The sequence below is a fragment of the Wenjunlia tyrosinilytica genome (genome assembly GCF_014646055.1).
Taxonomy (GTDB): Bacteria; Actinomycetota; Actinomycetes; order Streptomycetales; family Streptomycetaceae; genus Wenjunlia; species Wenjunlia tyrosinilytica.
Map to the genome: position 1 here is coordinate 284,207 of NZ_BMMS01000004.1, position 25,068 is coordinate 309,274.

Below are 25,068 nucleotides of genomic sequence, written 5' to 3' on the forward strand. Positions count from 1 at the left end.
TACGCGGAGGCTAGAGAGCGACGCCGACCATGACCGGCTCGTTCACCAGCTCCACCCCGAACGCCTCGCGGACGCCGTCACGGACCTCGCGGGCCAGCGTCAGCAGGTCCTCGGTCTTGGCGGCGCCGCGGTTGGTGAGCGCCAGCGTGTGCTTGGTGGAGATCCGGGCGGGCCCGGTGCCGTAGCCCTTGGTGAAGCCGGCCCTGTCGATCAGCCAGGCGGCCGAGGTCTTGGTGCGGCCGTCCGCGGCCGGGTAGGCGGGCGGCGCCGATTCGGGACCGAGCCGGTCGTGGACCCGGGCGAGGAACGCCTCGTACTGGCCGGGCTCCAGGACCGGGTTGGTGAAGAACGACCCAGCCGACCAGGTGTCGTGGTCGGCCGGGTCCAGCACCATGCCCTTGCCCGCGCGCAGCTCGAGGACCTTCTCCCGGGCCAGGGCCAGCTCGACGCGCTCGCCCTGCCCGACCCCGAGCGAGCGGGCGACCTCGGCGTAGCGCACGGGTGCCGACTGCCCGTTGGCGTCCTCGAGTCGGAACCCGACCCGCAGCACGACGTAGCGGTCCGGGTCGGCCTTGAAGCGGCTGTGGCGGTAGGAGAACGCGCACTCGGCGTTCGTGAGCACCACCGTCTCCTCGGCGCGGCGGTCGTAGGCGGTGACCTCGGTGATGGTGGAGGAGACCTCCTGCCCGTAGGCGCCGACGTTCTGGATCGGGGTGGCGCCCGCCGAGCCGGGGATGCCCGCCAGGCACTCGATCCCGGCCAGGCCCGCCTCCACGGTGTGGGCGACGGCGTCGGTCCACACCTCGCCCGCGGCGAGCGTCAGATCGGTGCCGTCGAGCTCGAATCCGGTCGTCGCGATGCGCAGGACGGTCCCGTCGAAGCCCTGGTCACCGATCACGAGGTTGCTGCCGCCGCCCACGATGAGCAGGGGCACACCGCCGCGGTCGGCGGCGCGCACGGTCTCGACCACCTCGTCGTCGGTGGTGGCCTCGACTAGGCGCCGGGCCGGGCCGCCGAGGCGCAGCGTGGTCAGGGGGGCGAGGGGAGCGTCGTGGAGTTCCTGCACCCGACAAGGGTAAGGGCGCCGGGACACCGGCCCGCCGGACAGGGGTCGGACGGCGGCCCCGGGTGCGGCACACCCGAGCGGCCCCGCCCTGGCAGGGGGCGGGACCGCTCGGGTGTGCTCCTGTGCAGCTGTTTCCGGTGCTGTGCCGGTGCTGTGCTGGTGCTGTTCCCGGCGCTGTGCCCGGTGCTGTGCCGGTGCTGTGCCGGTCCAGGGGCGCCGTCTTCAGGCGGCGACCACGCCCTTCGGCCGCTCGACGCGCTCGTCCGCCGGGCCTTCGATCACCGTCTCGGCGTCCTTGGCCCCGGCGTCCTCGACCTCGGCGTCCTTGCGGCGGCGCGGCACGATCAGCGCCGCCACGGCCGCCAGGGCGACACCCGCGGAGCCGACCCACAGCGCGGGCTGGAGCCCGTCGACGAAGGTCTGCGGCGACTGGTAGCCGCCCTTGGCCGAGAAGACCGAGGCGAGGATCGCGACGCCGAGGGCCCCGCCGACCTCCCGCAGCGCGTTGTTCGCGCCGGAGGCCATGCCCTGCTCCTGCGGCTGGACGCTGCCCATGACCAGGGCGGCGACGGGGGCGAAGAACAGTCCCATGCCGACGCCGCTGACCACGAGCGCGGGGATCTGGGCGGCGTAGGAGACGTCGGGAGCGACGACGAGGGCGAACAGCGCCAGCCCGACCGCCTGGAGGGCGAGGCCGGTGGCCACGACCGGACGGCCGCCGATGCGGTCCGACAGGATGCCCGCGATCGGCGCGGCGATCATGGGCATGGCGGTCCAGGGGAGCATCCGCACCCCGGCCTCCATCGGCGAATAGCCGCTGACGGTCTGCAGGAACTGGCTGAGCAGGAAGATCGAGCCGAACATCCCCAGGAACATCAGCAGGCTGGCCGCGTTGACGGCGCTGAAGGCGCGGCTGCGGAACAGGCGCATCGGCAGCATCGGCGACTCGGTGCGCAGCTCCCAGAGCACGAACGCCACCATGAGCGCGCCACCCGCGACAAGTCCGGACAGCACGGCGGGGCTGGTCCATCCATCGGCGTTGCCCCTGATCAGGGCATAGACGATGCCGAACAGACCGAGGCTGGCGAGGACGGTGCCGGGGGCGTCGAGGCGGCTGTCGGGGCCGCGGCTCTCATTCAGGCGGAGCCTGGCCATGGGCAGCAGGGCGAGGCCGATGGGCACGTTCAGCCAGAAGATCCACTGCCACGACAGGTGCTCGGTGAGGGTGCCGCCGATCAGGGGGCCGGTGGCGACCGCGAGCCCGTTGACCGCGCCCCAGATACCGAAGGCCATGCCGCGGCGTTCGGCGGGGACGGCCGCGGTGAGCAGGGTCAGGGTCAGCGGCATGAGGATCGCCGCGCCGATGCCCTGGGCGGCGCGGGCGGCGATGAGGGTGTCGATTCCGGGCGCCAGCGCGGCCGCGCCCGAGGCGAGGGTGAAGACGCTCAGCCCGGTCACGAAGAGGCGGCGGCGGCCGAAGCGGTCACCGAGGGCGGCGCCGAACATGAGCAGGACCGCGAAGGTCAGGGTGTAGGCGCTGACGGTCCACTCGAGGTCCTCCAGCGCTCCGCCGAGGTCCTGGCGGATGGAGGGGAGGGCGGTGGTGACCACGAGGTTGTCGAGCGACGCCATGAATCCGGCGAGGCTGGTGACGACGAGGGCCCAGACGGCCGTGGCGCGAGTGGCGGTCGTCGGCGGTCGGTCGAGCTGCTGATCGGACATGGTCTTCCCCCTGCTGGTACGCAGTCCTGTGGTGGTCGAATGCTAATTTAGTTAGTAGTCACTAAATTCTGGAGCCATGCTCGAGCCCCTTCCGGGAAGGGGTTCGATCAGTTGCCGGTCGCCGACGAGGGGTCTGTCGTGGACGCGGCGAGCTTGCAGGAGTCCGACAGGCCGGCCCAGCACCGGTCCTCTCCCGGGATACCGAGGGAGACCAGGGTGTTGATGAGCATGCCGGTGGCGAAGAACGACTTGAGCTCCTCGTCGGTGGCCCCGGTGCGGCTGCGGACGAAGTCCCACAGCGCCGTCCAGCGCCCCCGGACGAACTCGGTCAGCTCGGGACTCTCGTCGGAGGCGGCCGTGACGTACAGCTGCATCTGTAGCAGGAGCACATCGCGGTCGCTCACGAGGGCGGAGTACGCCTCCCCCATGGCACCCAGCGCCTCCTCGCCGCCCAGCCCGTCCGCGGCCTGCTCGAACGCGGCTGTCATCCGCTCGAAGCACCGCTGGGCGGCGGCCTGGAACAGGGCAAGCTTGCCGGGGAAGAGCCGGAACAGGTACGGCTGCGAGACACCCACCCGGCGGGCGATCGCCTCGGTGGACGTTCCGTGGTAGCCGGTGCGGGCGAACTCGACGACCGCGGCGCGCACGACACTCTCGCGGCGCTCCTCGGCCGACATCCTCGTTCCCGCACTGACCTTTGCCATGACAGTTAAGTTAGTGGCCACTCACTACCTTGTCAAGCCGACCGCTGCGCACGGGATCCGGTGGGGCGGCCCGCAGCCGTGGCACCGCGGGCCGCCCACCGGTTCAGACGAGCTGGACCACCGCTCGCGACATCCCCAGCACCTTCTGCCCCGAGCTCATCACCAGCAGGTCCACGCGGACCTTGCGGTCGTCGAGCTTCTGGGCGACCTTGGCGGTCACCTCGATCAGGGCGCCCTCGTCGTCGTTCGGAACGGGCACGGGGCGGGTGAAGCGCACCCCGTACTCCGTCACGGCGCCCGGGTCACCGGCCCAGTCGGTGACGACGCGGATCGCGGAGGCCATGGTGAACATGCCGTGCGCGATCACGTTCGGCAGCCCGACCTCGGTGGCGAACCGCTCGTTCCAGTGGATCGGGTTGAAGTCACCCGAGGCGCCCGCGTACTGGACCAGGGTGGAGCGCTGGACCGGGAAGGAGCGCGGCGGCAGCTCGGTGCCGATCTCGACCTCGTCGTAAGCGACCGTGGCGGCCATCACTCGCCCCCCTCTTCCCCGGCGCCGGCAGTCCCGCTCGCCCCGTCGGCCTCGTCCGTCCTGTCGGCCTCGTCCGTCCCGTCCGCCTCGGCCTTGCGGGCCACCAGCGTCGTGAGCGCGGTCACGACGTGCTCGCCGTGCTCGTCGTGCACCTCGCCGCGCACCGTCACCACCTCGTTCCCCGCGAGCGACTTGATCGCGTCGATGTGCGAGGTCACCGTGAGGCGGTCACCGGCGCGCACGGGGCGCGAGTAGGCGAACTTCTGGTCGCCGTGCACGACCCGGCTGTAGTCCAGGCCCAGCTCCGGGTCCGCCACCACGCTGCTCGAGTCCCGGAACGTGACCACGAAGGCGAACGTCGGCGGCGCGATCACATCCGGGTACCCGAGAGCCTTGGCCGCCTCGGGGTCGGTGTACACCGGGTTGGGGTCGCCGATCGCCTCGGCGAACTCACGGATCTTCTCCCGCCCCACCTCGTACGGCTCGGTGGGCGGATACGACCGCCCGACGAACGACTGGTCCAGCGGCATCGGCAGCTCCTCTAGTGGTTCTCGAGTTGAAACGCCGCGAGGCCGCCCCCGGGATCGGGGACGGCCTCGCGGGCTTGCCTTGTTCAGCTCGGTACGTCCGCCGTGCGGCGGGGGCGCCGAGTGAGATCAGCGGGTCTCGCGGTGCGCGGTGTGCGCGTTGCAGCGCGGGCAGTGCTTCTTCATCTCAAGACGGTCCGGGTCGTTGCGCCGGTTCTTCTTGGTGATGTAGTTGCGCTCCTTGCACTCCACGCAAGCCAGCGTGATCTTGGGGCGAACGTCGGTGGCAGCCACTGGAGTGCCTTCCTAAAGCCGAAAAGACGATGAACGCAGACAAGAGTAGCCGATCGGGAGGTCGACCCCACAATCGGCTACGCGGGGTAGCGGTGACCGGACTTGAACCGGTGACACAGCGATTATGAGCCGCTTGCTCTACCGACTGAGCTACACCGCCATGATGGATCAGTACCCCGCCTCTCAGCGGGGCGCCGTCACATCAGAGCCCCAATACGGAATCGAACCGTAGACCTTCTCCTTACCATGGAGACGCTCTGCCGACTGAGCTATTGGGGCGAGCGAGGAAGACACTACACGGTTCGCAGCCGAAGGTGAAATCCGTATCGGGGCCCCCGGGTGACCCCCCGCCAGCAGGCACAACCGTCCCACCGGCCCCATGGCAGCCGACCCTGACCGGTACGACTATTGCCCTCCTCCGCTACCTGTGCGGCCTGTCGCCCTAGGCTCGAATCGCGTGATCATGTCGGCCGCAACCGAGCGCAGCCGTCCGCAGCCGATCCGCCGAGCAGGAGGAGCGCCCATGCCCGGCAGCCAGCGTTCCAACGGGCCGTTCGGTCCTTCCGGGCGCGAACCGACACCCGAGGGATCCGAGCCCGGCCCCGAGGCCGAGGCCCTCCTTCTGACGGGAGCGCGGCTCGCCGACGGCCGCACCGTCGACGTCCGGCTCCACGGCGAGCGCATCGAGGCGGTCGGCACGGCCGGCAGCCTCGCCCCGCGCGGCACACCGGCGCACCGCTGTGAGAGCGCCGGCGCCCGGCTCGACCTGTCCGGGTACCTCCTCCTGCCCGCCCCCGCCGAGCCGCACGCCCACCTCGACACGGCGCTGACGGCAGCCGCGTCCATCGCGGGCCCTCCCCCCGCCTCGACCGAGGATGTGCAGCGCAGGGTCACCGAGGCCGCGCTCCTCCAGCTCGGCCATGGAGCGACGGCGGTGCGCACCCATGTAAGGGTCGGCGATGTCCAGGGGCTCTCCGCGCTGGAGGCGGTGCTCCAGGCCCGGCGGGCGCTGACCGGCCTCGTCGACGTCCGTGCCGTGGCGGTCCCGCGGATGCTGACCGGGGTGGCGGGCGCCGACGGGCTGGCGATGCTGCGGGACGCGTTGAAGATGGGCGCGGGGGTCGTGGGCGGCTGCCCCGACCTCGACCCCGACCCGACCGGCTATGTGGAGTCGGTGCTCCACCTGGCGGCGGAGTTCGGATGCCCGGTCGACCTGCACCACGACGCCGCCGACCCCGCCCGGCTGGCCCGGCTGGCGGCCATGGCGGGGGGCCTGCGGCCAGGGGTGGCCATCGGGCCCTGCGCGGGCCTGGACCGGCTGCCGCAGCAGGCGCTGGCGCGTGGGGCGGCGCAGCTCGCGGCGGCCGATGTGGCCGTGGTGTGCCTGCCGCAGGGCCGTTGCGGCGGGGTGGAACGAGCGGTGGAACGCGGGGGCGTCGGCCGCCCCGCTCCCGTGCGGGCGCTGCGCGCGGCGGGCGTACGAGTGGCGGCGGGCGGCGGGGCGCTGCGGGACCTGGCCAACCCAGTGGGCCGGGCGGACCCGCTGGAGTCGGCGTACCTGCTCGCCTCGTGGGGCGAGACCCCGGACGCCTCCGACGCCTACGAGGCGGTCAGCGGTCGCGCGCGGGAGGTGATGGGACTGCCGGAGGTACGGGTGGAGGCCGGTTTCCCGGCGGAGCTGCTGGCGGTGCGCGGAGACGGCGTCGCCGGGGCGCTGGCCGCGGGCTACAGCCGGGTCGTCATCCACCGGGGCCGGGTGGTGAGCCGTACGAGCGCGGTCCGGGAGTACACGGACACCGCGGCGCTGGACCTGCCGCGCCAGTCCAGAACGGCGGGCGGGCCTCCACCGGGCTGACGCTCCCGGCGGCGGCCCGTCCCTGTCCCGCACGCGCGCTTGCGCCTGCCGCGTCCGCGCCGCGCCACTGCATGTCGGCTCCATGTCGGCTACACGTCGGCTCCATGTCGGCTCCATGTCGGCCAGGCCGGCGCTTGCGGCGTCGAGCCCGCTGGTGTCGATCTTCGGGTCGGTGCCCGGCCCCCTCCCCAGGCCGAACATCATCACGTTCTCGAGGGAGAGCGAGCGCTGGTGGCCGAGCCTGTCGAACGCGCGGGAGAGCTTCTGGCCCGCGGTCAGATCGTCAACGGCGATGCAGGCGACGGCTCCGCTGGCCAGGGTCACGGCGCAGGCCGCAGCGCAGGCCGCGGCGGTGACGGTCTTGCGGATGGCGGTAATGGATGACTCCTCGGGACAGGGGCGAGGAACTTGCGCCTCACCCGATCACCCGCTCCGACCGCCGGGCTCGGCGCCCGGGTGTCCGTGGCCAGGCCGTAGAGTCGGCCCTATGCGAATCGTTGTCGCTGGTGGACACGGAAAGATCGCGCTTCGGCTGGAGCGGCTGCTCGCCGGGCGCGGAGACACCGCCGTGGGGCTGATCCGCAAGCCCGAGCAGGCGGACGACCTCAGAGACATCGGCGCCGAGCCCGAGGTCTGCGACCTGGAGTCGGCGACGGTCGAGCAGGTCGCGCAGATCCTGCGCGGTGCCGACGGAGCGGTATTCGCCGCCGGCGCGGGCCCCGGCAGCGGCATCGCCCGCAAGCAGACGGTCGACCACGCGGCGGCCGTCCTGTTCGCGGACGCGGCGGAGCGGGCGGGAGTGCGGCGCTACCTCATGATCTCCGCGATGGGCGCGGACTCCGAGCCCGGCCCGGACATGGACCCGGTCTTCGCCGCCTACCTGCGCGCCAAGGGCTCCGCCGACCGTGACGTTCGGTCCCGGGAGAACCTGGACTCGACGGTGCTGCGTCCGGGCATGCTGACGGACGACCCCGGCACGGGCCGGGTGGAACTCGCCGAGCACACCGGCCGCGGCAGCGTCACGCGCGACGACGTGGCGGCCGTCCTCCTCGCGCTGCTCGACACCCCGAGCACGGCGAAGCTGACGCTGGAGCTCATCAACGGAGGCACGCCCACCGAGGACGCGGTCAGGGCCGTGGCGCGCCGGTAGGGCCGCCGTTGCCGGAGGGGCCGCCGTTGCCGGAGCGCGGCGAGTCCAGAACGCGGGCGCAGGCCACGGCTATCGCACCCGCGTCAGGGCTCGGGCGCGGATCGCTGGGGCACTTCATCCACGTCCAGTGGAAACGGGGCGTCGCGTCGCGATCGTCGCGATCCCGGTCCCCGTACGGGAGGGGGCAGCGCATGAGCCGATACCCCTCCTCGTCGGGCTCCGACGAACGGCATCTCAGCAGCGCGGGCCCAGCCGTGGTGTCCGCCCGCTCCCACCGCGCGGGAGCGTCCCCCTCCCGGGTGTAGCCGGAGTCGCTCCACGCGAGAGTGAGCGCGCCCGCCACCGTGACGAGGACGCTCCAGGCGACGGCGACGCCCACCCACAGGCGCCGCCGCCGCTCCGCACCGTTGTCCCACTCCATGATCGTCACGCTAGCGGGACCCTCTGACACTCCGTCCGCTTTCGGCCATCCCGTCCCCCGCCCGTCTACGGTGGTCGCATGCCGGAAGCGATCACCGACCCCGCCGTCCCCGTGGCCCGCGCCTCGGAGGTCGGAGGCCACCAGCCGGGAACGGTGGCGGGCAGCGGGGGTGGAGACGAGACCGAGTCCGCGCCTGGGGCGGCCGGGGCGGAGGGCGGGGCCGCCACGGCTGCCGCGTCCGGGCCGCTCCCCCATCTGTCCGGACAGCGGACCAGCCGGTACGAGTACGACAGCTCCAGCCGGGGCCCGGGCTCGTCGGCGAGCACGTCGTCGCGCTGGAACAGCACGAGAACCGCGTCACCGCCCGCAGCCTTCCCGGCTCGACCGGCTCCCCGCTGCGCCTCGACCTCGCCGTGGACGGCAGCATCCTCACCGGCACCTGGGTCGAGCACACCTCACCCGACGGCCACTACCGGGGCGCGGTCTACCACGGGGCGCTGCAACTGGTGCTCGACCCGACCGGCCGGAAGATGACCGGCAGGTGGGTGGGCTTCGGCAGGGACCACGAGGTCAACTCCGGCCCCTGGGAGCTGACCTTCAAGGAGAACGGCGCGTAGCGCTCTGCCGAGTCGGACGCCCGGTCGGGCCGGGTGCCCGGCAGGCTCGATGCTCGGTCGGGCCAAGTGCCCGGCAGGCTCGGTGCTCGGTCGGGCCAGGTGCCCAGTCCGGATTGGTGCTTGCCAGGCGGGTGCTCGGTCGGGCCAAGTGCCCAGTCCGGCCGAAGGGCGTTCGAGGACCACCTGTCTGCGTCACGAGGGATCGAACATCCAGGAGAGCACCGTCCGACCCGGCTCCTCCGCGGCCGCGGCCCGGCGGTAGGTCGCCGGCGCGGCGGCGTTGTCCCCCTCCGTGACCGTCCACATCCCGTAGCCGCCATCCGTTAACAGCCCCGCTCCCGGGCGATCTCGGCGAGAGCGTCGACCAGCGCCGCGCCCATGCCGTGGCCACGGAAGCGCCCGTCCACACCCAGCTCGTGGAGGAACATCTCGGTGCCCTTGTCGGGGTGCGTGGTCTCGACACCGGTGACCATCCCCGCCGGCTCGCCGTCCACGGAGGCGATGAGGAGGTGATGGGTGCTGCTGGCCACGAAGCGTTCCGTCGCCTCCCGCAGCGGGGCGGAGCCGAAGAGATGGACGGCCGCGAGGACGGCTTCCGTGTCGGACGAGGTGACATGCCGGATATCCACGACCGGAGCGTAGTGCGGGGGTACGCAGCGGCAGGGCTGTGGTGTCGCAGCGGTCGAGGCGCAGCACGTCGAACACGTAGTGGAGCACCCCGACACCTGGGGGCCGGGCTCGCCCGTGGGTCGGTGAGCCGCATGCGCCGCTGGAGCCGGGTGAAGTCGGTGCGGGCCGCGTGCGGGCCGCGCCCCATGGCGACGATCTCGCCGCCGCAGCCGCTCACTCCCGGGGCCACAAGCCGCTCCAGCGCCCCGCTTACCCGCTCACACTGCCCGCCCCGCTCCCACCGCTTGCCTCGCTTGCCCCGCTCGGCGCGGGTTCCCCCGGGCCCCGGCCACGACCCGTCCGAGGGTGCGACCGGTCAGGACCGAACGGGCTCGACGTGGATCGGGCGTACCGCGGTCGGAGGCGTATGTGTCGTTCTCCTTCACCAGCAGCCATGCCTCCCGGCTGCCACCGTCCTCGCTGGTGCGGAACCGGGTCAGGGCGTAGCCGCCGCGCAGCTTGCCGCCGTCGAGCCAGAAGGAGGCATGACCGCGTCGCAGAGCCTCGGCGAACGAGACCGGCCGGCGGTCGCGGCCGCTCGGCAGGGGCCGATAGGTGCCCTGAGCCCAGACGATGACGGCACCGGCGCCGTACTGCCCCTCCCCGATCACCCCCTCGAAGTCGAGGTACTCCAGTGGATGGTCCTCGGTGGGCATGGCGAGGCGCTTGTCATGGGGGTTGCTGGAGGGACCCTTGGGAACGGCCCAGGACTTCAGCACGCCGTCGGCCTCCAGCCGGAAGTCGAAGTGCAGCGTGCCGGCGTCATGGATCTGCACCACGAACCGCCGCTGCCCGCCTCCGGCCGGGACATCCTCGCCGGGCAGCGGCTCGGCCGTCCTGGAGAAATCCCGCCGCCGCCGATACTCCGAAAGCCCCTGCCCCATACCCACCACCTCCACGAGCCCCGCGGGACCCCGCGTACCCGCCGGGCGGGGACGGAACACGGGGAGCAGGGGGTTTCGTTCGCCGGCGTCAGTCCTCGGTGCCCAGTGCCCAGTGCCCGGCGTGCGGCCGACTGGAAGGCCCGATCCGGCTCCCGCTTGGCCGCAGCCGCCACGGTGAAGCGGGAATTTGCATGTCCCCTCGCCGACCTCCTCGCCCCACAAGAGCCTGCCGCAGCCGAGACGTCGTCGCGCCGATCACCGTCAGGTCATGAGGTTTGGCGTGCGGCCCCGATGAGCGCGGCAACCCAATAGGCAGCTCGGTCGGATTGGCGCTCCTATAAGAAGAGTGCGCTCCCCCATCAAGGTGGAGGGGCAAGTGAAGCCTCCCCACTTATCGGGCGCTGGGGCCGGACGCGCTTAGTGTGTCGGCATGGCTGCGGAAAACTGCCGACTCGTGAGATGGTTTCGAGTGATGCTGCTGTTCGACTCCACGACATGCATTGCGAGCAGCATCTACAACATCGTCAATTACGGACCATCTCAGGCCTTCACAGCAGTCTTGTGGTTTGTGGTCGGCATAGTCAACCTGTTCGCATTCATTGATCTAGGTGCAGAACTGAGAAGACTGAAGGGGCGCAGCGCTCTGGACGGGTGCCGGAAGCCAAGGGAATTCTTGACGGTTGTTGTCGGCCAGGCTTCGGCGATCCCGCTGTTCCTACTCCCTTTGTCGGTGGAGTGGAACAGTCGCATTCATGATGGTGTCGACATTGCCGTATGCATTGTTGTGATCGCACAATGCGCTGCCGCTGCGGCTGTGACGCTAGCAGCCTTGATCGTGAGACCTCGAGTTCCCCAAAGAGGACGTCCCCCGTCTGCAAACAGAATTCCAGTACGACGGCTCGATTCATCCGCCTGACGGAAAGCAACAGGCGGATCCCAGGACGCGGCGTGCCGACCCTTATTTGAACGGCCGAGGGTTTACAACCAGCGTCGAGTACAGATTGGCCCCGTAGCCCAGCTCTCGCGATGTGCACCAACAATGCAGCGGCTCTTCTCATGACCGCATGGATCAACTCGACGGCCGGTTCGCCGACAGTGACCACCCCGCCCGCCCTCACGGCCATGTGGTGTTCCTTCCAGGCGCCTCGCCGCCCACCTTCCCATCCTCGATCGCGTCGAGCCCTGCCATGGCTGCGAGCAGCGCGGCAAAGATCACATGAGCCACGGACGGGGCAAGCCGGTCAGGTCGCCCCGTGCCAGATGCGTGCCAGATGCGTGCCAGATGCGGCGGCCGGCCGGGGTCGGTCACGGTCACCGGCGGCCAGGCAACGAAGAAGGCCCCCGGCTGCGTTTCCGCAGGTCGGGGGCCTTCTTTTGCGATGTGGCGGGTGCAGGGTTCGAACCTGCGTAGGCATCAGCCGACAACCCGCCAGGGATCGTCCCCGGTCCCCTCGGGGGCCGGGCAACGACGTAAACGATACCTGATCTGGAGGGGTGCTTCGCCACCCCATTCCCCTGCCGTGGGGGCCCGGTTCGGTGGGCCTGCTCGCTAAGGTTGGCGGGACGGCCCGCCTCCGCGGGCGGTCCCCACCGACAGCGACCAAGGAGCCAACAGAACATGGCCGACTCCAGTTTCGACATCGTCTCGAAGGTCGAGCGGCAGGAGGTCGACAACGCCCTCAACCAGGCGGCGCGCGAGATCTCGCAGCGGTACGACTTCAAGAACGTCGGCGCCTCCATCGCCTGGTCCGGGGAGCGCATCGAGATGAAGGCGAACTCCGAGGAGCGGGTGAAGGCTGTCCTCGACGTGTTTGAGTCCAAGCTCGTGAAGCGGGGCATCTCACTCAAGGCGCTGGACGCGGGTGAGCCCCAGGCGTCCGGCAAGGAGTACAAGATCTTCGCCGACCTGCAGGAGGGCATCTCCCAGGAGAACGCGAAGAAGGTCTCGAAGATCATTCGCGACGAGGGTCCCAAGGGCGTGAAGGCTCAGATCCAGGGCGACGAGCTCCGGGTCAGCTCCAAGAGCCGGGACGACCTCCAGGCCGTCATCGCACTGCTCAAGGGCAAGGACCTCGACTTCGCGCTGCAGTTCGTCAACTACCGCTGACGCATCCTTCCAGTCGGCGCTGGGGCGCAACGACGGCACCAAGCGGGGGTCGCCACGCGCGGCCTCCCTCTTGCGCCCACCCACGGCCGGGGCAGTGGGCCTCTGGTTGCCGGAGTGAGTACACCGCCGCGGGGCCGGCCAGGCCGCGGTGACGGCGGGCGGGCCGGCCGGCTCGGGCGGTGGTCAGCGGGTGGCGAAGGGCTCGTCCGTCGGGACGATCTCGCGGCCCAGCGGGAACAACGAGACCGGGATGAGCTTGAAGTTCGCGATGCCCAGCGGGATGCCGATGATCGTCACGCACAGGGCGATGCCCGTCACGATGTGGCCCAGGGCGAGCCACCAGCCCGCCACGATGACCCAGATCACGTTCCCGATCGCCGACATCGCGCCCGCGTCGTGGCGGACCACGGTGGTGCGCCCGAACGGCCACAGCGCGTAGCCGGCGATGCGGAACGAGGCAATGCCAAAGGGAATGGTGATGATGAGGACGAGGCAGATGACGCCGGCCACGACGTAGCCGACCGCCATCCAGAAGCCGCACAGGACCAGCCAGATGATGTTCAGGATCGTTTTCACGGTCGGTAGCCTGCCATCTGCTCGAGTCTGGTGATGCGCTCCGCCATCGGCGGGTGCGTCGAGAACAGCTTGCCCATCGTGTCACCCGGCCGGAAAGGGTTGGCGATCATCATGTGGCTCGTGGTCTGGATCTTCGGCTCGGGCGGCAGGGGCAGTTGCTTGGTCCCCGCGTCGAGCTTGCGCAGGGCGCTCGCCAGCGCCAGCGGGTCACCGGTCAGCTGGGCGCCCGAGGCGTCGGCCTCGTACTCCCTCGAACGGCTCACCGCCAGCTGGATGAGAGAGGCCGCCAGCGGGCCGAGGATCAGGATCAGGAGCATGCCGAGGATCCCGGGGCCCTCGTCGTCGTCGGTGCGGCCTATGGGTATCAGCCAGGCGAAGTTGACGAGGAACATCACCACGGACGCCAGTGCGCCCGCGATCGACGAGATGAGGATGTCGCGGTTGTAGACATGCGACAGCTCATGACCGATCACCGCGCGTAGTTCCCGCTCGTCGAGAATCTGGAGGATGCCCTCGGTGACGCACACGGCGGCGTTGCGCGGGTTGCGGCCGGTGGCGAACGCGTTCGGCGCGGCGGTCGGGGATATGTACAGGCGGGGCATCGGCTGCCGGGCGGCCGTGGAGAGCTCGCGAACGATCCGGTACAGCGTCGGCGCCTCGAATTCGCTCACGGGGCGCGCGCGCATGGCACGCAGCGCCAGCTTGTCGCTGTTCCAGTACGCGTAGGCGTTGGTGCCGAGGGCGACCACGAGAGCGATCAGCAGGCCGGTGCGGCCGAAGATCCCCCCGATGACCAGGATGAGCGCTGACAGTCCCCCGAGGAGTACAGCGGTCCTCAACCCGTTGTGCCGACGGTGCACGGTGCGCCCTCCAAGACGTGCGGCAGGGATCCCTTCCTGCAGGTGGCCTCAGGAATGCCTCATAGGAATCCTGGCTCCTACGGATGGCCATTTCCTGCTCACGTCAACGCGCCGCGTGGGTGGCTAGTTCCCTTGTGCACGGGATGCGGAACGGATCACCCGTACGGCGTAACTCGTCTGGGCAGCCTCAGAAGAGGGTGCCCGTGGCGAAGCGGAGGACCAGCTCAGGGGCGCCGGACAGGACCACACCGAGGCCGAGGGCCGTGACGATCGCTGCTGTGAGCGGGATCGGGACGGGAAGGGCCGCCACGGCCCCTGTGGCATCCGCCGACGCGGCGGGGACGGGCCCGCCCGCCGCACTGCCCCCAGCGGCTCCAGCGGCTCCAGCGGCCTCTACGGGCTCACGGCGGGCGAAGAGCAGTGCCGTCCACTGGAGGTAGTAGTAGAGCGCCACGACCACGTTCACGGCCATGACGACGGCCAGCCACCCCAGTCCCGCGTCGACCGCCGTGCGGAAGACCGCGACCTTGGCGAACAGGCCGATCACTCCCGGCGGCAGCCCGGCCAGGCACAGCAGGAAGAAGCCGAGCGAGAGCGCGGCGAGCGGGCGCTCGGAGAACAGCGCGCGGTAGTCGGTGATGCGGTTGGCGGGGTGGGCGCGGCCCACCAGGGCGGCCACGGCGAAGGCCCCGAGGTTCACCGCCGCGTACATCAGCGCGTAGGCGATGGTCGCGCCGATGACCTCCTGCGGCTTGTCGTCGTACCCCGCCGCCGCCAGCGGGACGAGCAGGTACCCGGCCTGGCCGACCGAGGACCACGCCAGCAGCCGGACGGCGCTGTGCGCGTTGGCGGGACGCTGGCGCAGTGCGGCGACGTTGCCCGCCGTCATCGTCAGCGCGGCGAGCACGGCCAGCGTGGCGCCCCAGACGTGCGCGTAGGGGCCGAAGCCGAGGACCGTGATCACGATCAGCCCGGAGAAGCCCGCGGCCTTGCCGACGACGGAGAGGTAGGCGGCCACGGGCAGCGGCGCGCCCACGTACGTGTCAGGGACCCAGAAGTGGAACGGGACGGCGGCGAGTTTGAACGCGAAGCCGACCAGCGTGAGTACGGCGCCGATGTGGGCGAGCGTGACCAGCCGAGGGTCCACGTGGTCCAGGCCCCTGGAGATCGCGCCCAGGTGCAGGGAGCCGGTGGCGGCGTAGACGAAGCTCACGCCGAGCAGCATCACCGCGGTCGCCGTCACCGAGGAGAGGAAGAACTTCAGCGCGGCCTCGGACGAGAGCCGGTCGCCGCGCCGGAGCCCCACCAGCGCGAAAGCGGGCAGCGACGTCACCTCGAGGGCCACTACGAGGGTGGCGAGGTCGCGGGACGCGGGCAGCAGCGCCGCCCCGGCGGCCGAGGACAGCAGCAGGAACCAGAACTCCCCGGCCGGCATCCTGGCCTCCTCCACCGCGTGGATGGAGAGCAGGGCCGTCAGCAGCGCTCCGCCGATGACCAGGAACTGCACGGCCAGCGTGAAGTGGTCGGCGACGTAGGAGCAGTCCTTGCCGCCCGCGGTCAGGCAGAACGTCGTCCGGTCGCCGTCCAGGAGCGGGATCAGCGACAGGCCCGCCAGCACCAGGCCGCCGACGGAGACCCAGCCGAGCAGCGGCTTGCGCGGCTCGGGCAGGAAGAGTTCGGCGACCAGGACGACCAGCCCGGCCGCGGCGACGATCAGCGGCGGGGCGACGGCGGCCCAGTCGACGGACTGGATGAGGGGGCTGGCGCTCATCGGGGGCCTCCGAGGAGGTTGTGCACGGCGGGGTCGCTCAGGCTCAGCAGGGCCGCGGGCCAGAGCCCGCCCAGGACCGTCAGGACGACCAGTGGGCTCCAGGCGGCGAACTCGTGCGCCTGGACGTCGGCGAACTCCACCGCCGCGGCGGGCGCGGGGTGCTGACCCATGCACACGCGGCGGACGACGAGCAGGAGATAGGCGGCGGTGAGGACCGTGCCCAGGCCTGCCAGGGACATGAAGACGAGGTAGGTGGGGCGGCTGAGGCCCGCGCCGGGGTCGAACGCGCCGAAGAGGGCGAGCATCTCCCCCCAGAAGCCGGCGAGTCCGGGCAGGCCGAGGGAGGCCACGGCGCCGAACGCGAGCAGGCCGCCGAGGCGCGGGGCGTTGCCGTACAGCGCCGCGCCCGTGCCCTTGGCGAACTGGTCGAGATTCGCCGTGCCGTAGCGCTCCTTGACCGCTCCCACGAGGAAGAAGAGCAGGCCGGTGATGAGCCCGTGCGCGATGTTGGCGAACAGGGCTCCATTGACTCCGGTGGCTGTGAGGGTGGCGATTCCCAGCAGCACGAAGCCCATGTGGCCGATCGAGGAGTAGGCGATCAGCCGCTTGAGATCGCCCGCCGCGCCCGGGCGGACGAGGGAGAGGCAGGCGAGTGAACCGTAGAGGATGCCTACGACAGCGAAGGCCGCCAGGTAGGGAGCGAGGGTCCGCATCCCGTCGGGAGCCATGGGCAGCAGGATCCTGACGAAGCCGTAGGTGCCCATCTTCAGGAGGACGCCCGCCAGCAGGACGGAGCCGACGGTGGGGGCGGCCGTGTGGGCGTCGGGCAGCCAGCTGTGGAACGGCCACATGGGCGCCTTCACGGCGAGGCCCAGTCCTATGGCGAGCACGGCGAGGACCTGGACGCCGTGCGAGAGTCCGTCGCCGTGGCGTGCGGCCAGCTCGACCATGTCGAACGTCCCCGCGCGCAGCCCGATCAGCAGGAGGCCGAGCAGCATCACGGCGGATCCGAGCAGCGTGAAGAGGATGAACCGGAAGGCGGCGGGCTCGCGTCCCTCGCCGCCCCAGCGGGCGATGAGGAAGTACATGGGGATGAGCACGACCTCGAACGCCAGGAAGAACAGGATGAGGTCGAGCGCGACGAAGGTGCCGACCATGCCGAACTCGAGGAGCAGCAGGAGCGCGACGAAGGCGCGCGGCCCGGGCCCCTCGGGCATCCGGAAGTAGGTGTAGAGCGCGCACAGGAAGGTCAGGAGCGCGGTGAGCACCAGCAGGGGCAGGGAGATGCCGTCGACGCCCAGGTGGATCCGGATGTCGAGGGCGGGGATCCAGCTGATGTCAGTGGTGGCCTGCATGCTGGCAGGACGGTCGTGGTCGAATCCGGCGGCGAGCACGATCGAGAGCAGGAGCACGAGTCCGGAGACGGTGATGCCGTGCCGGAGTACGGCCTGGTCGGGGCCGCGCCCGCGCAGTCCGGGGGGTGCGGGGAGCAGGGCCGCGGCGGATCCCGCGGCGGGAAGGAGCACGATCGCGACAAGCAGGGCTTGCATGGCTGTGTCGTTCACTTCTCACGCTCCCACGGCGACGAGGACGGCGAGGACGACCGCGCCGGCGAGGAGCGCGCTGAGATAGGTCTGCACATTGCCGGTCTGGGCGCGGCGCACGACGGTGCCGAGGAGGCGGGGGGCCAGGCCCGCGCCTCGTACGTACGTTTCGACGACGTCGCGGTCGAGGAAGCGGACGAGGCTCGCTGCGCCGAGCACGGGGCGGACGAAGAGCGTGTAGTACACGGCGTCGAGGTGGAAGCCGTGGGCGGCGGGGCCGTGCAGGGGGCCGAGGAGGATCTGGCCGGGGTCGGCCGGGTCCGGGACCTCGACGCTGCGGCGCGCGCCGACCGCGATGGCCTCGGTGGCCGCTGCGTCGGTGTCGAGAGCGGCGTTGACGGCGGCGACATGGGCGCGCAGGTGCGCCTCGGTCGCGGCCCGCCATGCCGCGTAGGTGACCAGGATGCCCACGAGGGCGAGTCCCATGCCGAGGACGGAGGTGATGAGGGTGGGGCTGAGCGAACCGCCGTCGAAGTAGTCGGGCAGCACGCCCACGGCGGTGCCGAGACCCAGCGCGGGGATGAACAGGACCCACAGCGGCCAGCGCATGGCGGCGGGCTCGTGGGTGTGTTCGGGGACGGGCTCGACGTCCGGCCCGGAGCCGGCTTCACCCGCGGTGGGGGCTTCGGCCGCCGTGGGGCGGGCCGGTGCCGCGCTGCCCATGAACGTGCGCAGCCACAGGCGGGTGGCGTAGGCGGCGGTGAGCATCGCGGTCAGCAGACCGGCGACGAGGACGGTCCAGCCGATCGCGCTCGGCACGTGGTGCAGGTGCCCCTCGGCGGCGGTCTCGGCGGCGCGCAGTACGGCTTCCTTGCTGAAGAAGCCGGAGAAGGGGAAGAGCGCGGCGAGCGCCGCCAGACCGACGGTCATGGTCCAGAAGGCGTCAGGGATGCGTCGGCGCAGGTCGCTCATGCGGGACATGGCCGTCAGCGAGTTGGTGCCCGCGGCGTGGATGACGACGCCCGCGCCGAGGAACAGCAGCGCCTTGAACGCGCCGTGCGTCAGCAGGTGGAACATCGCGGCGCCTCGGTCGCCGACGGCCAGCGCGCCGGTCATGTAGCCGAGCTGGCCGATGGTCGAGTAGGCGAGCACACGTTTGATGTCGTCCTGCGCGAGCGCGCACAGCGCCGAGCCGATCATGGTCACGGCGGCCATCACGGCCAGGACGGCGAGCGCGGCGGAGGAGAGGAGGAAGACGGGCAGCAGGCGGGCGACGAGGTAGACACCGGCGGCGACCATCGTGGCGGCGTGGATGAGCGCGGAGACGGGCGTCGGGCCCGCCATCGCGTCGGGCAGCCAGGTGTGGAGGGGGAACTGCGCGGACTTGCCCGCGACACCGCCGAGCAACAGCAGGGCGATCAGCGTGGGGTGGTGGATGTGGCCGGTGCGGGCGGCGTCGAGGACGCCCTGGATGCGGAACGTTCCGGCGTCGTCGGCGAGCGCGAAGATGCCGAACAGGAAAGGCACGTCACCGAGTTTGGTGACGAGGAACGCCTTGATGGACGCCGAGCGCGCGGCCTCGGTCTCCCAGTAGTGGCCGACCAGGAAGTACGAGCAGATGCCCATGATCTCCCAGCCGACGAGCAGCACGATCAGGTCGCCCGAGTAGACGACGAGGAGCATCGCCGAGGTGAACAGCGAGACCAGTGCGGCGTAGGAGGGGTAGCGCGGGTCGTCGCGCAGGTAGCCCGTGGAGTAGATCTGCACGCAGCTCGCGACCACGCCGACCAGGACGGCGGGCAGGGTCGCGAAGCCGTCCAGATGGATGGAGAGGTCGATGGGCTGGGCGCCGGTGGGCGTGAGCTGGGTGGCCGCGTTGATCGCCTGGCCGCTGCCCTGGCGGGCCAGCACGGTCACGGCGAGGGCGAGCGAGAAGAGCGTGGGCAGCACGGCGAGCGGCCGGGCGTACCCCGGTGCGACACGTCCGAGGAGCAGGCCCGCGACACCGCCGAGGAAGGGCAGGAGCGGAACGAGGACGGCGAGGGTGACGGTCACGCTGCGGCCTTCCCATCGGCGTTCCGGACGGTGTCCCGGCCGTCGTCCGAGGCATTGTCAGTGCCGTGTGCAAGGCTGTCCACAAGGTCGGTGAGCCGGTCTACGTCGGCCGTACCGCGGTTGCGGAAGACGAGCAGGACGATGGAGAGCCCGATGCCGATTTCGGCGGCGGCGATGGTGATGGTGAAGAGAGTGAGCGCCTGGCCGCCGTGCAGGGCGTCGCGGAGCCAGACGTCGAAGGCCACCAGGTTGAGATTGACCGCGTTCAGCATGAGCTCGACGGACATGAGCACGAGGATCGAGTTGCGCCGGGCCAGCACGCCGTAGAGCCCGACACAGAAGAGAAGCGCCGCGAGCACGGCCGGATAGACGAGGTGCATCAGCGCTCCCTGCCCCGGTTGATACGAGAAAGCACGATGGCGCCGACGAGCGCGGCGAGCAAGAGCACGGAGAGCGCCTCGAACGGCAGCACCCAGTGCCGGAAGAGGCTGATCCCGGTGACCTCCGCGGAGCCCTGGACCGCTCCGTCGAGGTCCAGCCAGGTGCTCCGGAAGGCATCGATGACAACGGTGACGAGGGTGGCCGCCGCCGCGACGGCCACCGCCAGCGCGGCCCAGCGGTTGCCCGAATCGGCGTCGGGCGAGCGGCCGATGGGGGCCTTGGTGAGCATCAGTCCGAACAGAAGGAGGACGACCACGGAGCCCACATAGATCAGTACCTGCACCCAGGCGATGAACTCGGCGGTGAGGAGGAGGTATTCGACGGCGAGGCCGCCCAGCGCGACCACCAGCCAGAGTGCGGCGTGCACCAGCTGCTTGGTGGTGACGGAGACGACGGCCGCGCCGAGGGTGGCGATACCGACCAGGACGAAGGCGATCTCGACACCGCTGGGGGACAGGAAGCCCTGGGAGGCGGCAGCGGCGAGGCTCATGCGTCGCCCTCCCGCCGGCCGGACTGGTCCGACGGGTCCGGCTGCCCTGGCTGGGTCGGCTGTCCCGGCTCGTCCGGCTGGGCCGCGGCTTCGGCGGCCTGCGCCGCTTCGGCGGCCTGGGCGGCGGCCAGCTTCTCCGCGGCCTTGCGGGCGGCGCCGATCTCCTTGGGCTCCTCGGCGCCGGGGTCCAGGGCGGGCGGCGCGGGCACGGTCCACATCCACTGGCGCAGGCGGTCGCGCTCGTGGGTGAGGTCGAGGATGTTCTCCTCCGCGTACTCGAACACCGGGGACCAGAAGAGGGCGTCGAAGGGGCACACCTCGATGCAGATACCGCAGTACATGCACAGAGCGAAGTCGATGGCGAAGCGGTCGAGGACATTGCGGCTGCGGTCACGCCCGCCAGGCGTGGCCGCGGGCACCGTCTCCTTGTGGGAGTCGATGTAGATGCACCAGTCGGGGCACTCACGGGCGCACAGCATGCACACCGTGCAGTTCTCCTCCAGCAGCGCGATCACCCCTCGGGTGCGCGGCGGCAAGTCCGGCGGAGCGTCCGGGTACTGGGCGGTGACCGAGCGGCGGGTCATCGTCCGCAGGGTGACGGCGAGGCCCTTGGCGAGGCCGCGCCCGGGCAGGGCCTTCTTGGATGCAGCGGTCACTGGATCACCACCTTCACCACGCCGGTGAGCGCGATCTGGACGAGAGCGAGGGGGATGAGCGCGGTCCAGGCCAGCTTCTGGAGCTGGTCCTCGCGCAGCCGGGGATAGCTCACACGCAGCCAGATGACGACGAACGCGAGCAGGGCGCTCTTGAGCAGCGTCCAGACCCAGCCGAGGGAGTCCGACCAGGGGCCGTGCCAGCCGCCGAGGAACAGGACGGTGGTCAGCACGCAGAGCACGACGATTCCCGCGTACTCGGCGAGGAGGAAGAGAGCGAAGCGCAGGCCCGTGTACTCGGTGTACGCCCCGAAGATGATCTCGGAGTCCGCGACCGGCATGTCGAAGGGAGGCCGCTGGAGTTCGGCGAGTCCCGCGGTGAAGAAGACAAGGGCGCCGATGATCTGCCACGGCACCCACCACCAGTGGAAGGCGTGGACGATGCCGGGGAGCGAGAGCGTCCCCGCGGCCATGGCCACGGAAGCGGCGGCGAGCAGCATCGGCAGCTCGTAGGCCATCAGCTGCGCGGCGGTGCGCAGGCCGCCGAGTAGGGAGAACTTGTTGGCGGACGCCCAGCCCGCCATGAGAGCGCCGAGCACGCCGACGCCCATGACGGCGAGCACGAAGAACAGCCCGGCGTCGACGATTTGGCCGACGAAGCCGTTCGGGCCGACCGGGATGACGATCAGGACGACCAGGTAGGGAAGGAGGGCGATGGCGGGAGCGAGTTGGAAGATGCGCCGGTCGGCACCGGTCGGGACGACATCCTCCTTCTGAGCGAACTTGACGCCGTCCGCGACGAGTTGCGCCCAGCCGTGGAAGCCGCCCGCGTACATCGGGCCGAGGCGGCCCTGCATATGGGCCATGACCTTGTGCTCGGTCTGGCCGACGAGGAGCGGCAGCACGAGAAAGGCCACGAGGACGGCGACGAGGCGCAGCAGCACATCGAGCACGTCGTTCACGTGTCCTCCTCCTGTGGTGCGTCGCCCTGCGGGGCTCGGGTGTCCGGCTGCTGTTGCGGGTCGGCGCCGGGCTCCTGCCCTGTGGCCGGGCCCGGTTGCGCCGGTGGTTCGGGAGACGGTGCTTCCGCCGCGTCGGTCACGGTGTCGGCGGACGGAGGCGCAGTCGCCTCGGGCGGCGAGGCGAGCTCGGCCGCCTCGGCGGCGGCGGTGGGAGCGGGAGCGGGCTCCCCCGCCGGTCCGGCCGACTTCGCCGCCTCGGTAGCGGCGGGCTCCCCCGTCGGCTTGGGCTGCTCGGCCTTTTCGGCATGGGGGGCGGGAGTGGGGGTGGGCTCAGCAGCCGTGGCCGACTCGGCGGCCTTGGCTGTCCCCGCGGTCGGGCCTGGCTCAGCTGCCGTCCGTGGTGCTGCGGCCTCGGCCGGCTCTGCCTGAGTGCCGGGCTGCGCCGCCTCCGACGGCTCCGCCGCCTTGGCCGACTCCTTCCCCGGCTCCGGTGCCTTCCCAGGCCCCGGCCCCGGCTCCGGCTCCTTCCCCTCCCCCGGCTTCTGCCACGGGGCGTCCGGGGTGGTGCGGCGGGGGGCGGATTGGGTTGCTGAGCCTTCGCCCACCGAGCGGGTGCGGCGGGGGCGGTCGGCTGCGGCGCCGGCCGCGCGGGCGCCGCGGGCCGGGCGTTCGCGGGCGGGCTCGGGGGCGAGTTTGCCCTTCATTGGGCCCCACTCGTTGGGGTCGGGTACGCCCGGGGGCAGCATCTGGCGGCGCTTGGGGCCGCCGTGGTCGGACTCGCCCGGCTCCTTGGCGCCCGGCCATGCCTTGACCACGCGGGCCGCCAGCACGAACTCCTTGCGCAGCGGGTGGCCCTCGAACCCTTCCGGGAGGAGCAGCGGCACCAGGTGGGGATGGCCGGGGAAGTCCACGCCGAACATCTCGTGCGTCTCGCGCTCGTGCCATGCCGCGCCCGCGTACACCTCCACCGCGCTCGGGAGGGAGGGGGCGTCGTGCGGCACGAGGGTGCGCACGAGGAGGCGGCGCACGGGGTTGCCCACCGCGGCCACGTGCGCGGCGATGTGGAAGCCCTGGCCGGGCTCGTCCACGGCGCTCAGCCAGTCGAAGTAGGTGCAGCCCAGCACGTCCCGGGCCGCGGTCAGCGCCGCCACCCATGAGGCGGCGGGCACGTCCACGGTCATGAGCTCGTACGCCTCGGCCGCGGTGGCGCCCTCGCCGAAGACGGCGGTGACCCCCGCCTCGTCGGCGAGCTGCTCGAAGGATCGGTAGGTCACGCCCCGGCCTCCCCGTTGGCCGGGGCCGGTGGGGCGACCAGGCCGCTGGTGAGCGCGGCCGCCGGGGGCGTGTGCCGGGGGTAGCGGGCGCCGAGGGACTCGCGGGCGATCTTCTCCTGGAGTTTGAGGATGCCCTGGAGCAGCGCCTCGGGCCGCGGCGGGCAGCCCGGCACGTACACGTCCACGGGGATGATCTGGTCGACGCCCTTGGTGACCGAGTACGAGTCCCAGTAAGGGCCGCCGCAGTTGGAGCACGCCCCGAACGAGATCACGTACTTGGGCTCCGGCATCTGCTCGTAGAGCCGCTTGACCGCGGGGGCCATCTTGTCGGTGACCGTTCCCGAGACGACCATCAGGTCCGCCTGCCGCGGTCCCGGTGCGAAGGGGATGACTCCGAGCCGGATGAAGTCGTGCCGGGACATCGACGCCGCGATGAACTCGATCGCGCAGCAGGCCAGTCCGAAGTTGAACACCCACAGGCTGTAGCGGCGTCCCCAGTTGAGGATGACCTTCATCGGCTCGGGCGCGAGCCGGGACAGCACACCGAGTCTGGGCATGCCCAGCTCGACGGGGGCGGGCGCGGCGCCCGCCGGGGTGGCGACCGCCGGCAGGCGGGCGCCGTTCGACTTCGAGTTCTCGGTCACGTCCATTCCAGGACGCCCTTCTTCCACGCGTAGAGCAGTCCGACGGCCAGAAATCCGATGAACACGAACATCTCCACCAGCGTCGTGCCGCCGAAACCGGGCGCGGCGAAGATCGTCGCCCATGGGAAGAGGAAGATCGCGTCCACCGCGAAGATCACATAGAGAAAGGAGTAGACGTAGTAGCGGATCTGGGTGTGGGCCCAGCCCTCTCCCACCGGGTCGACGCCGCACTCGTACGTCAGCATCTTCTCGCGGGTCGGCGCGACCGGCCGCAGCAGCCGTCCCGCGCCGAACGCCACGGCCACGAAGAGCACGCCGAGCACCGCTACCAGGCCGACCACCGAGTAGCCGTCGAAGTAGTCAGCCGCGACATGGTGGGTCGCTTGCACGGTCACCTCCGCCACGTCCACTACCGTCTCGATGATCTGTTTCCGCAGGGAGTCTAGGCCCTGGCCCAAGATTTGGATGCAGCGTCTCACTTCGGTGGACGTGGAGGGGGTGGGGACAACCCCACCCGTTCCACGCCGACCCACCCCATGGCGTGTCGCGGCCGCGGTGTGCACGCTTGCTTAAGAGGTCCAGAGCCCGCGGCGGAGGAAGAACATACGTGACCGCGTCCACCACCCACCACACCCAGGACACCGGCTCGAAGCCGAGGCCGCCCCGCCTCGCCTTCGGTTCCGAGACGTGGAAGGAGATCACCTATCTTCTGCTGAACCTCCCGTTCGACATCGCCGGGTTCGTCTACGTCGTCACCGTGCTCTGGCTCGGCGCGGGGCTCGCCGTCACCGTCATCGGGCTGCCCCTGCTCTCGCTCGGTCTGCTCGGCTGCCGCCTGGCGGGCCACATTGAACGCGCCCGTGCTCGTGCCCTGCTCGATGTGGATATTGCCGATCCGTCGCCCGTGCGACCGCGCCAGGCGGGATTCTTCCCGTGGCTGTGGGCCGCGCTGTCGGACAAGGTGGCCTGGCGGCACGCCCTCTACCTGTTCATTCGGCTGCCCTGGGGCATCGCCACCTTCACAGTAGTCCTGCCCTCGCTCTTTGTGGCGTGGCCGGTGCTGCCGTGGATAGCCAGGGGCCTGACCACGGTGGACCGCGCGATGGTGCGGGGCCTGCTCTCGCCGGACGACGAGCTGGAGCGGCGTATCGCCGAGCTGGAGAGCAGCCGGGGAACGGTGGTGGACACGGCGGCGGCGGACCTGCGCCGGATCGAGCGGGACCTGCACGACGGAGCCCAGGCCCGCCTCG

The 25,068-nt window shown here is 71.1% G+C and carries 28 protein-coding genes and 2 tRNA genes; 6 read left to right on the forward strand and 24 right to left on the reverse strand.

Features of this window, described 5'->3' with window-relative positions:
* Nucleotides 1-10: 10 nt before the first annotated feature.
* The 8 genes from IEY86_RS06755 to IEY86_RS06790 all read right to left on the reverse strand — a co-directional run bounded on the left by IEY86_RS06755 (nt 11) and on the right by IEY86_RS06790 (nt 5,124).
* The gene (locus IEY86_RS06755; RefSeq protein ID WP_189130587.1) at nt 11-1,066 is read right to left on the reverse strand and encodes a UDP-N-acetylmuramate dehydrogenase; all 1,056 of its coding nucleotides are present in this window, start codon (nt 1,064-1,066) and stop codon (nt 11-13) included.
* Nucleotides 1,067-1,288: 222 nt separating this feature from the next.
* Nucleotides 1,289-2,788 (reverse strand): DHA2 family efflux MFS transporter permease subunit, encoded by a 1,500-nt coding sequence (locus IEY86_RS06760; RefSeq protein ID WP_189130588.1) that lies wholly within the window; start codon nt 2,786-2,788, stop codon nt 1,289-1,291.
* A 107-nt stretch (nt 2,789-2,895) separates the two neighbouring features.
* On the reverse strand, nt 2,896-3,492 hold the full coding sequence (locus IEY86_RS06765) for a TetR/AcrR family transcriptional regulator (RefSeq protein ID WP_229698197.1): 597 nt from the start codon (nt 3,490-3,492) through the stop codon (nt 2,896-2,898).
* 103 nt (nt 3,493-3,595) lie between these two features.
* Nucleotides 3,596-4,024, reverse strand: a complete 429-nt coding sequence (locus IEY86_RS06770) for a MaoC family dehydratase (protein WP_189130589.1) — start codon at nt 4,022-4,024, stop codon at nt 3,596-3,598.
* Complete coding sequence (locus IEY86_RS06775) at nt 4,024-4,554, reverse strand: MaoC family dehydratase N-terminal domain-containing protein (protein WP_189130590.1); 531 nt, start codon at nt 4,552-4,554, stop codon at nt 4,024-4,026. Before IEY86_RS06775 ends, IEY86_RS06770 begins: the two co-directional genes overlap by 1 nt.
* 126 nt (nt 4,555-4,680) lie before the next feature.
* Nucleotides 4,681-4,845: a 50S ribosomal protein L33 gene (rpmG, locus tag IEY86_RS06780; RefSeq protein WP_004571794.1), complete on the reverse strand. Its 165-nt coding sequence runs from the start codon at nt 4,843-4,845 to the stop codon at nt 4,681-4,683.
* A gap of 87 nt (nt 4,846-4,932) precedes the next feature.
* Nucleotides 4,933-5,005, reverse strand: a tRNA-Met gene (locus IEY86_RS06785).
* 46 nt (nt 5,006-5,051) lie between these two features.
* Nucleotides 5,052-5,124: transfer RNA gene (locus IEY86_RS06790), tRNA-Thr, on the reverse strand.
* Nucleotides 5,125-5,368: 244 nt separating this feature from the next.
* On the opposite strand from IEY86_RS06790, the gene IEY86_RS06795 reads away from it, so the two are divergent.
* Both IEY86_RS06795 and IEY86_RS06800 read left to right on the forward strand, forming a co-directional pair.
* Complete coding sequence (locus IEY86_RS06795) at nt 5,369-6,700, forward strand: amidohydrolase family protein (RefSeq protein ID WP_189130591.1); 1,332 nt, start codon at nt 5,369-5,371, stop codon at nt 6,698-6,700.
* A gap of 487 nt (nt 6,701-7,187) precedes the next feature.
* Nucleotides 7,188-7,850, forward strand: coding sequence for an SDR family oxidoreductase (locus tag IEY86_RS06800; protein WP_189130592.1), 663 nt, complete (start codon nt 7,188-7,190; stop codon nt 7,848-7,850).
* Here the strand turns inward: IEY86_RS06800 and IEY86_RS06805 are convergent.
* Nucleotides 7,828-8,271: a hypothetical protein gene (locus IEY86_RS06805; RefSeq protein WP_189130593.1), complete on the reverse strand. Its 444-nt coding sequence runs from the start codon at nt 8,269-8,271 to the stop codon at nt 7,828-7,830. The genes IEY86_RS06800 and IEY86_RS06805 overlap by 23 nt on opposite strands.
* Nucleotides 8,272-8,336: 65 nt before the next feature.
* Nucleotides 8,337-8,618, reverse strand: a complete 282-nt coding sequence (locus IEY86_RS36235; RefSeq protein WP_229698198.1) for a hypothetical protein — start codon at nt 8,616-8,618, stop codon at nt 8,337-8,339.
* Nucleotides 8,619-8,684: 66 nt separating this feature from the next.
* Here IEY86_RS36235 and IEY86_RS36240 point away from each other — a divergent pair, with 66 nt between their 5' ends.
* Nucleotides 8,685-8,888, forward strand: coding sequence for a hypothetical protein (locus tag IEY86_RS36240; RefSeq protein WP_229698199.1), 204 nt, complete (start codon nt 8,685-8,687; stop codon nt 8,886-8,888).
* A 323-nt stretch (nt 8,889-9,211) separates the two neighbouring features.
* On the opposite strand, the gene IEY86_RS06815 is transcribed toward IEY86_RS36240, so the two are convergent.
* Both IEY86_RS06815 and IEY86_RS06820 read right to left on the reverse strand, forming a co-directional pair.
* Complete coding sequence (locus IEY86_RS06815; protein WP_308425105.1) at nt 9,212-9,517, reverse strand: GNAT family N-acetyltransferase; 306 nt, start codon at nt 9,515-9,517, stop codon at nt 9,212-9,214.
* A 258-nt stretch (nt 9,518-9,775) separates the two neighbouring features.
* Nucleotides 9,776-10,441, reverse strand: coding sequence for a DNA polymerase ligase N-terminal domain-containing protein (locus IEY86_RS06820; protein ID WP_189130594.1), 666 nt, complete (start codon nt 10,439-10,441; stop codon nt 9,776-9,778).
* 472 nt (nt 10,442-10,913) lie between these two features.
* On the opposite strand from IEY86_RS06820, the gene IEY86_RS06825 reads away from it, so the two are divergent.
* On the forward strand, nt 10,914-11,357 hold the full coding sequence (locus tag IEY86_RS06825) for a hypothetical protein (RefSeq protein WP_189130595.1): 444 nt from the start codon (nt 10,914-10,916) through the stop codon (nt 11,355-11,357).
* 702 nt (nt 11,358-12,059) lie between these two features.
* Nucleotides 12,060-12,548 (forward strand): YajQ family cyclic di-GMP-binding protein, encoded by a 489-nt coding sequence (locus IEY86_RS06830; RefSeq protein ID WP_189130596.1) that lies wholly within the window; start codon nt 12,060-12,062, stop codon nt 12,546-12,548.
* Nucleotides 12,549-12,731: 183 nt separating this feature from the next.
* Here the strand turns inward: IEY86_RS06830 and IEY86_RS06835 are convergent, their stop codons facing one another.
* From IEY86_RS06835 to IEY86_RS06890, 12 genes are all read right to left on the reverse strand, one after another.
* Complete coding sequence (locus IEY86_RS06835) at nt 12,732-13,124, reverse strand: YccF domain-containing protein (RefSeq protein ID WP_189130597.1); 393 nt, start codon at nt 13,122-13,124, stop codon at nt 12,732-12,734.
* Nucleotides 13,121-13,984: a zinc metalloprotease HtpX gene (gene htpX, locus IEY86_RS06840; RefSeq protein WP_189130598.1), complete on the reverse strand. Its 864-nt coding sequence runs from the start codon at nt 13,982-13,984 to the stop codon at nt 13,121-13,123. Before htpX ends, IEY86_RS06835 begins: the two co-directional genes overlap by 4 nt.
* A 187-nt stretch (nt 13,985-14,171) precedes the next feature.
* A complete protein-coding gene (locus tag IEY86_RS06845; RefSeq protein WP_189130599.1) occupies nt 14,172-15,755 on the reverse strand; it encodes an NADH-quinone oxidoreductase subunit N in 1,584 nt (527 codons plus the stop codon).
* Nucleotides 15,752-17,305 carry a complex I subunit 4 family protein gene (locus IEY86_RS06850; protein ID WP_189130639.1) on the reverse strand — a complete coding sequence of 518 codons (1,554 nt, stop codon included), beginning with the start codon at nt 17,303-17,305 and terminating at the stop codon, nt 15,752-15,754. The genes IEY86_RS06845 and IEY86_RS06850 overlap by 4 nt, the downstream gene beginning before the upstream one ends.
* A gap of 18 nt (nt 17,306-17,323) precedes the next feature.
* A complete protein-coding gene (locus IEY86_RS06855; RefSeq protein WP_189130600.1) occupies nt 17,324-19,354 on the reverse strand; it encodes an NADH-quinone oxidoreductase subunit 5 family protein in 2,031 nt (676 codons plus the stop codon).
* Entirely contained in the window at nt 19,351-19,734 is a 384-nt protein-coding gene (gene nuoK / locus IEY86_RS06860) for an NADH-quinone oxidoreductase subunit NuoK (RefSeq protein WP_189130601.1), read from the reverse strand. The genes IEY86_RS06855 and nuoK overlap by 4 nt, the downstream gene beginning before the upstream one ends.
* On the reverse strand, nt 19,734-20,285 hold the full coding sequence (locus tag IEY86_RS06865; RefSeq protein WP_189130602.1) for an NADH-quinone oxidoreductase subunit J family protein: 552 nt from the start codon (nt 20,283-20,285) through the stop codon (nt 19,734-19,736). Before IEY86_RS06865 ends, nuoK begins: the two co-directional genes overlap by 1 nt.
* Nucleotides 20,282-20,869: a 4Fe-4S binding protein gene (locus IEY86_RS06870; RefSeq protein WP_189130640.1), complete on the reverse strand. Its 588-nt coding sequence runs from the start codon at nt 20,867-20,869 to the stop codon at nt 20,282-20,284. Before IEY86_RS06870 ends, IEY86_RS06865 begins: the two co-directional genes overlap by 4 nt.
* A gap of 68 nt (nt 20,870-20,937) precedes the next feature.
* The gene (locus tag IEY86_RS06875; RefSeq protein ID WP_189130603.1) at nt 20,938-21,900 is read right to left on the reverse strand and encodes a complex I subunit 1/NuoH family protein; all 963 of its coding nucleotides are present in this window, start codon (nt 21,898-21,900) and stop codon (nt 20,938-20,940) included.
* Nucleotides 21,897-23,174 carry an NADH-quinone oxidoreductase subunit C gene (locus IEY86_RS06880; RefSeq protein WP_229698200.1) on the reverse strand — a complete coding sequence of 426 codons (1,278 nt, stop codon included), beginning with the start codon at nt 23,172-23,174 and terminating at the stop codon, nt 21,897-21,899. Before IEY86_RS06880 ends, IEY86_RS06875 begins: the two co-directional genes overlap by 4 nt.
* A complete protein-coding gene (locus tag IEY86_RS06885; RefSeq protein WP_189130604.1) occupies nt 23,171-23,824 on the reverse strand; it encodes an NADH-quinone oxidoreductase subunit B in 654 nt (217 codons plus the stop codon). Before IEY86_RS06885 ends, IEY86_RS06880 begins: the two co-directional genes overlap by 4 nt.
* Nucleotides 23,815-24,222, reverse strand: coding sequence for an NADH-quinone oxidoreductase subunit A (locus IEY86_RS06890; protein WP_189130605.1), 408 nt, complete (start codon nt 24,220-24,222; stop codon nt 23,815-23,817). The genes IEY86_RS06885 and IEY86_RS06890 overlap by 10 nt, the downstream gene beginning before the upstream one ends.
* Before the next feature lie 203 nt (nt 24,223-24,425).
* On the opposite strand from IEY86_RS06890, the gene IEY86_RS06895 reads away from it, so the two are divergent.
* Nucleotides 24,426-25,068 (forward strand): sensor domain-containing protein (locus IEY86_RS06895; protein ID WP_189130606.1); only part of this gene is annotated, 643 nt, incomplete at its 3' end.

Excerpts from the sequence above, each read along its gene's own strand:
- IEY86_RS06795 (WP_189130591.1), top strand. The coding sequence starts at position 5,369 with ATGCCCGGCAGCCAGCGTTCCAACGGGCCGTTCGGTCCTTCCGGGCGC.
- IEY86_RS06830 (WP_189130596.1), top strand. The coding sequence starts at position 12,060 with ATGGCCGACTCCAGTTTCGACATCGTCTCGAAGGTCGAGCGGCAGGAG.
- IEY86_RS06800 (WP_189130592.1), top strand. The coding sequence starts at position 7,188 with ATGCGAATCGTTGTCGCTGGTGGACACGGAAAGATCGCGCTTCGGCTG.
- IEY86_RS06820 (WP_189130594.1), bottom strand. The coding sequence starts at position 10,441 with ATGGGGCAGGGGCTTTCGGAGTATCGGCGGCGGCGGGATTTCTCCAGG.
- IEY86_RS06775 (WP_189130590.1), bottom strand. The coding sequence starts at position 4,554 with ATGCCGCTGGACCAGTCGTTCGTCGGGCGGTCGTATCCGCCCACCGAG.
- IEY86_RS06850 (WP_189130639.1), bottom strand. The coding sequence starts at position 17,305 with ATGCAAGCCCTGCTTGTCGCGATCGTGCTCCTTCCCGCCGCGGGATCC.
- IEY86_RS06825 (WP_189130595.1), top strand. The coding sequence starts at position 10,914 with ATGCTGCTGTTCGACTCCACGACATGCATTGCGAGCAGCATCTACAAC.
- IEY86_RS06870 (WP_189130640.1), bottom strand. The coding sequence starts at position 20,869 with ATGACCCGCCGCTCGGTCACCGCCCAGTACCCGGACGCTCCGCCGGAC.
- IEY86_RS06760 (WP_189130588.1), bottom strand. The coding sequence starts at position 2,788 with ATGTCCGATCAGCAGCTCGACCGACCGCCGACGACCGCCACTCGCGCC.
- IEY86_RS06765 (WP_229698197.1), bottom strand. The coding sequence starts at position 3,492 with ATGGCAAAGGTCAGTGCGGGAACGAGGATGTCGGCCGAGGAGCGCCGC.
- IEY86_RS06805 (WP_189130593.1), bottom strand. The coding sequence starts at position 8,271 with ATGGAGTGGGACAACGGTGCGGAGCGGCGGCGGCGCCTGTGGGTGGGC.
- IEY86_RS06845 (WP_189130599.1), bottom strand. The coding sequence starts at position 15,755 with ATGAGCGCCAGCCCCCTCATCCAGTCCGTCGACTGGGCCGCCGTCGCC.
- IEY86_RS06770 (WP_189130589.1), bottom strand. The coding sequence starts at position 4,024 with ATGGCCGCCACGGTCGCTTACGACGAGGTCGAGATCGGCACCGAGCTG.
- IEY86_RS06865 (WP_189130602.1), bottom strand. The coding sequence starts at position 20,285 with ATGAGCCTCGCCGCTGCCGCCTCCCAGGGCTTCCTGTCCCCCAGCGGT.
- nuoK (WP_189130601.1), bottom strand. The coding sequence starts at position 19,734 with ATGCACCTCGTCTATCCGGCCGTGCTCGCGGCGCTTCTCTTCTGTGTC.
- IEY86_RS06885 (WP_189130604.1), bottom strand. The coding sequence starts at position 23,824 with ATGGACGTGACCGAGAACTCGAAGTCGAACGGCGCCCGCCTGCCGGCG.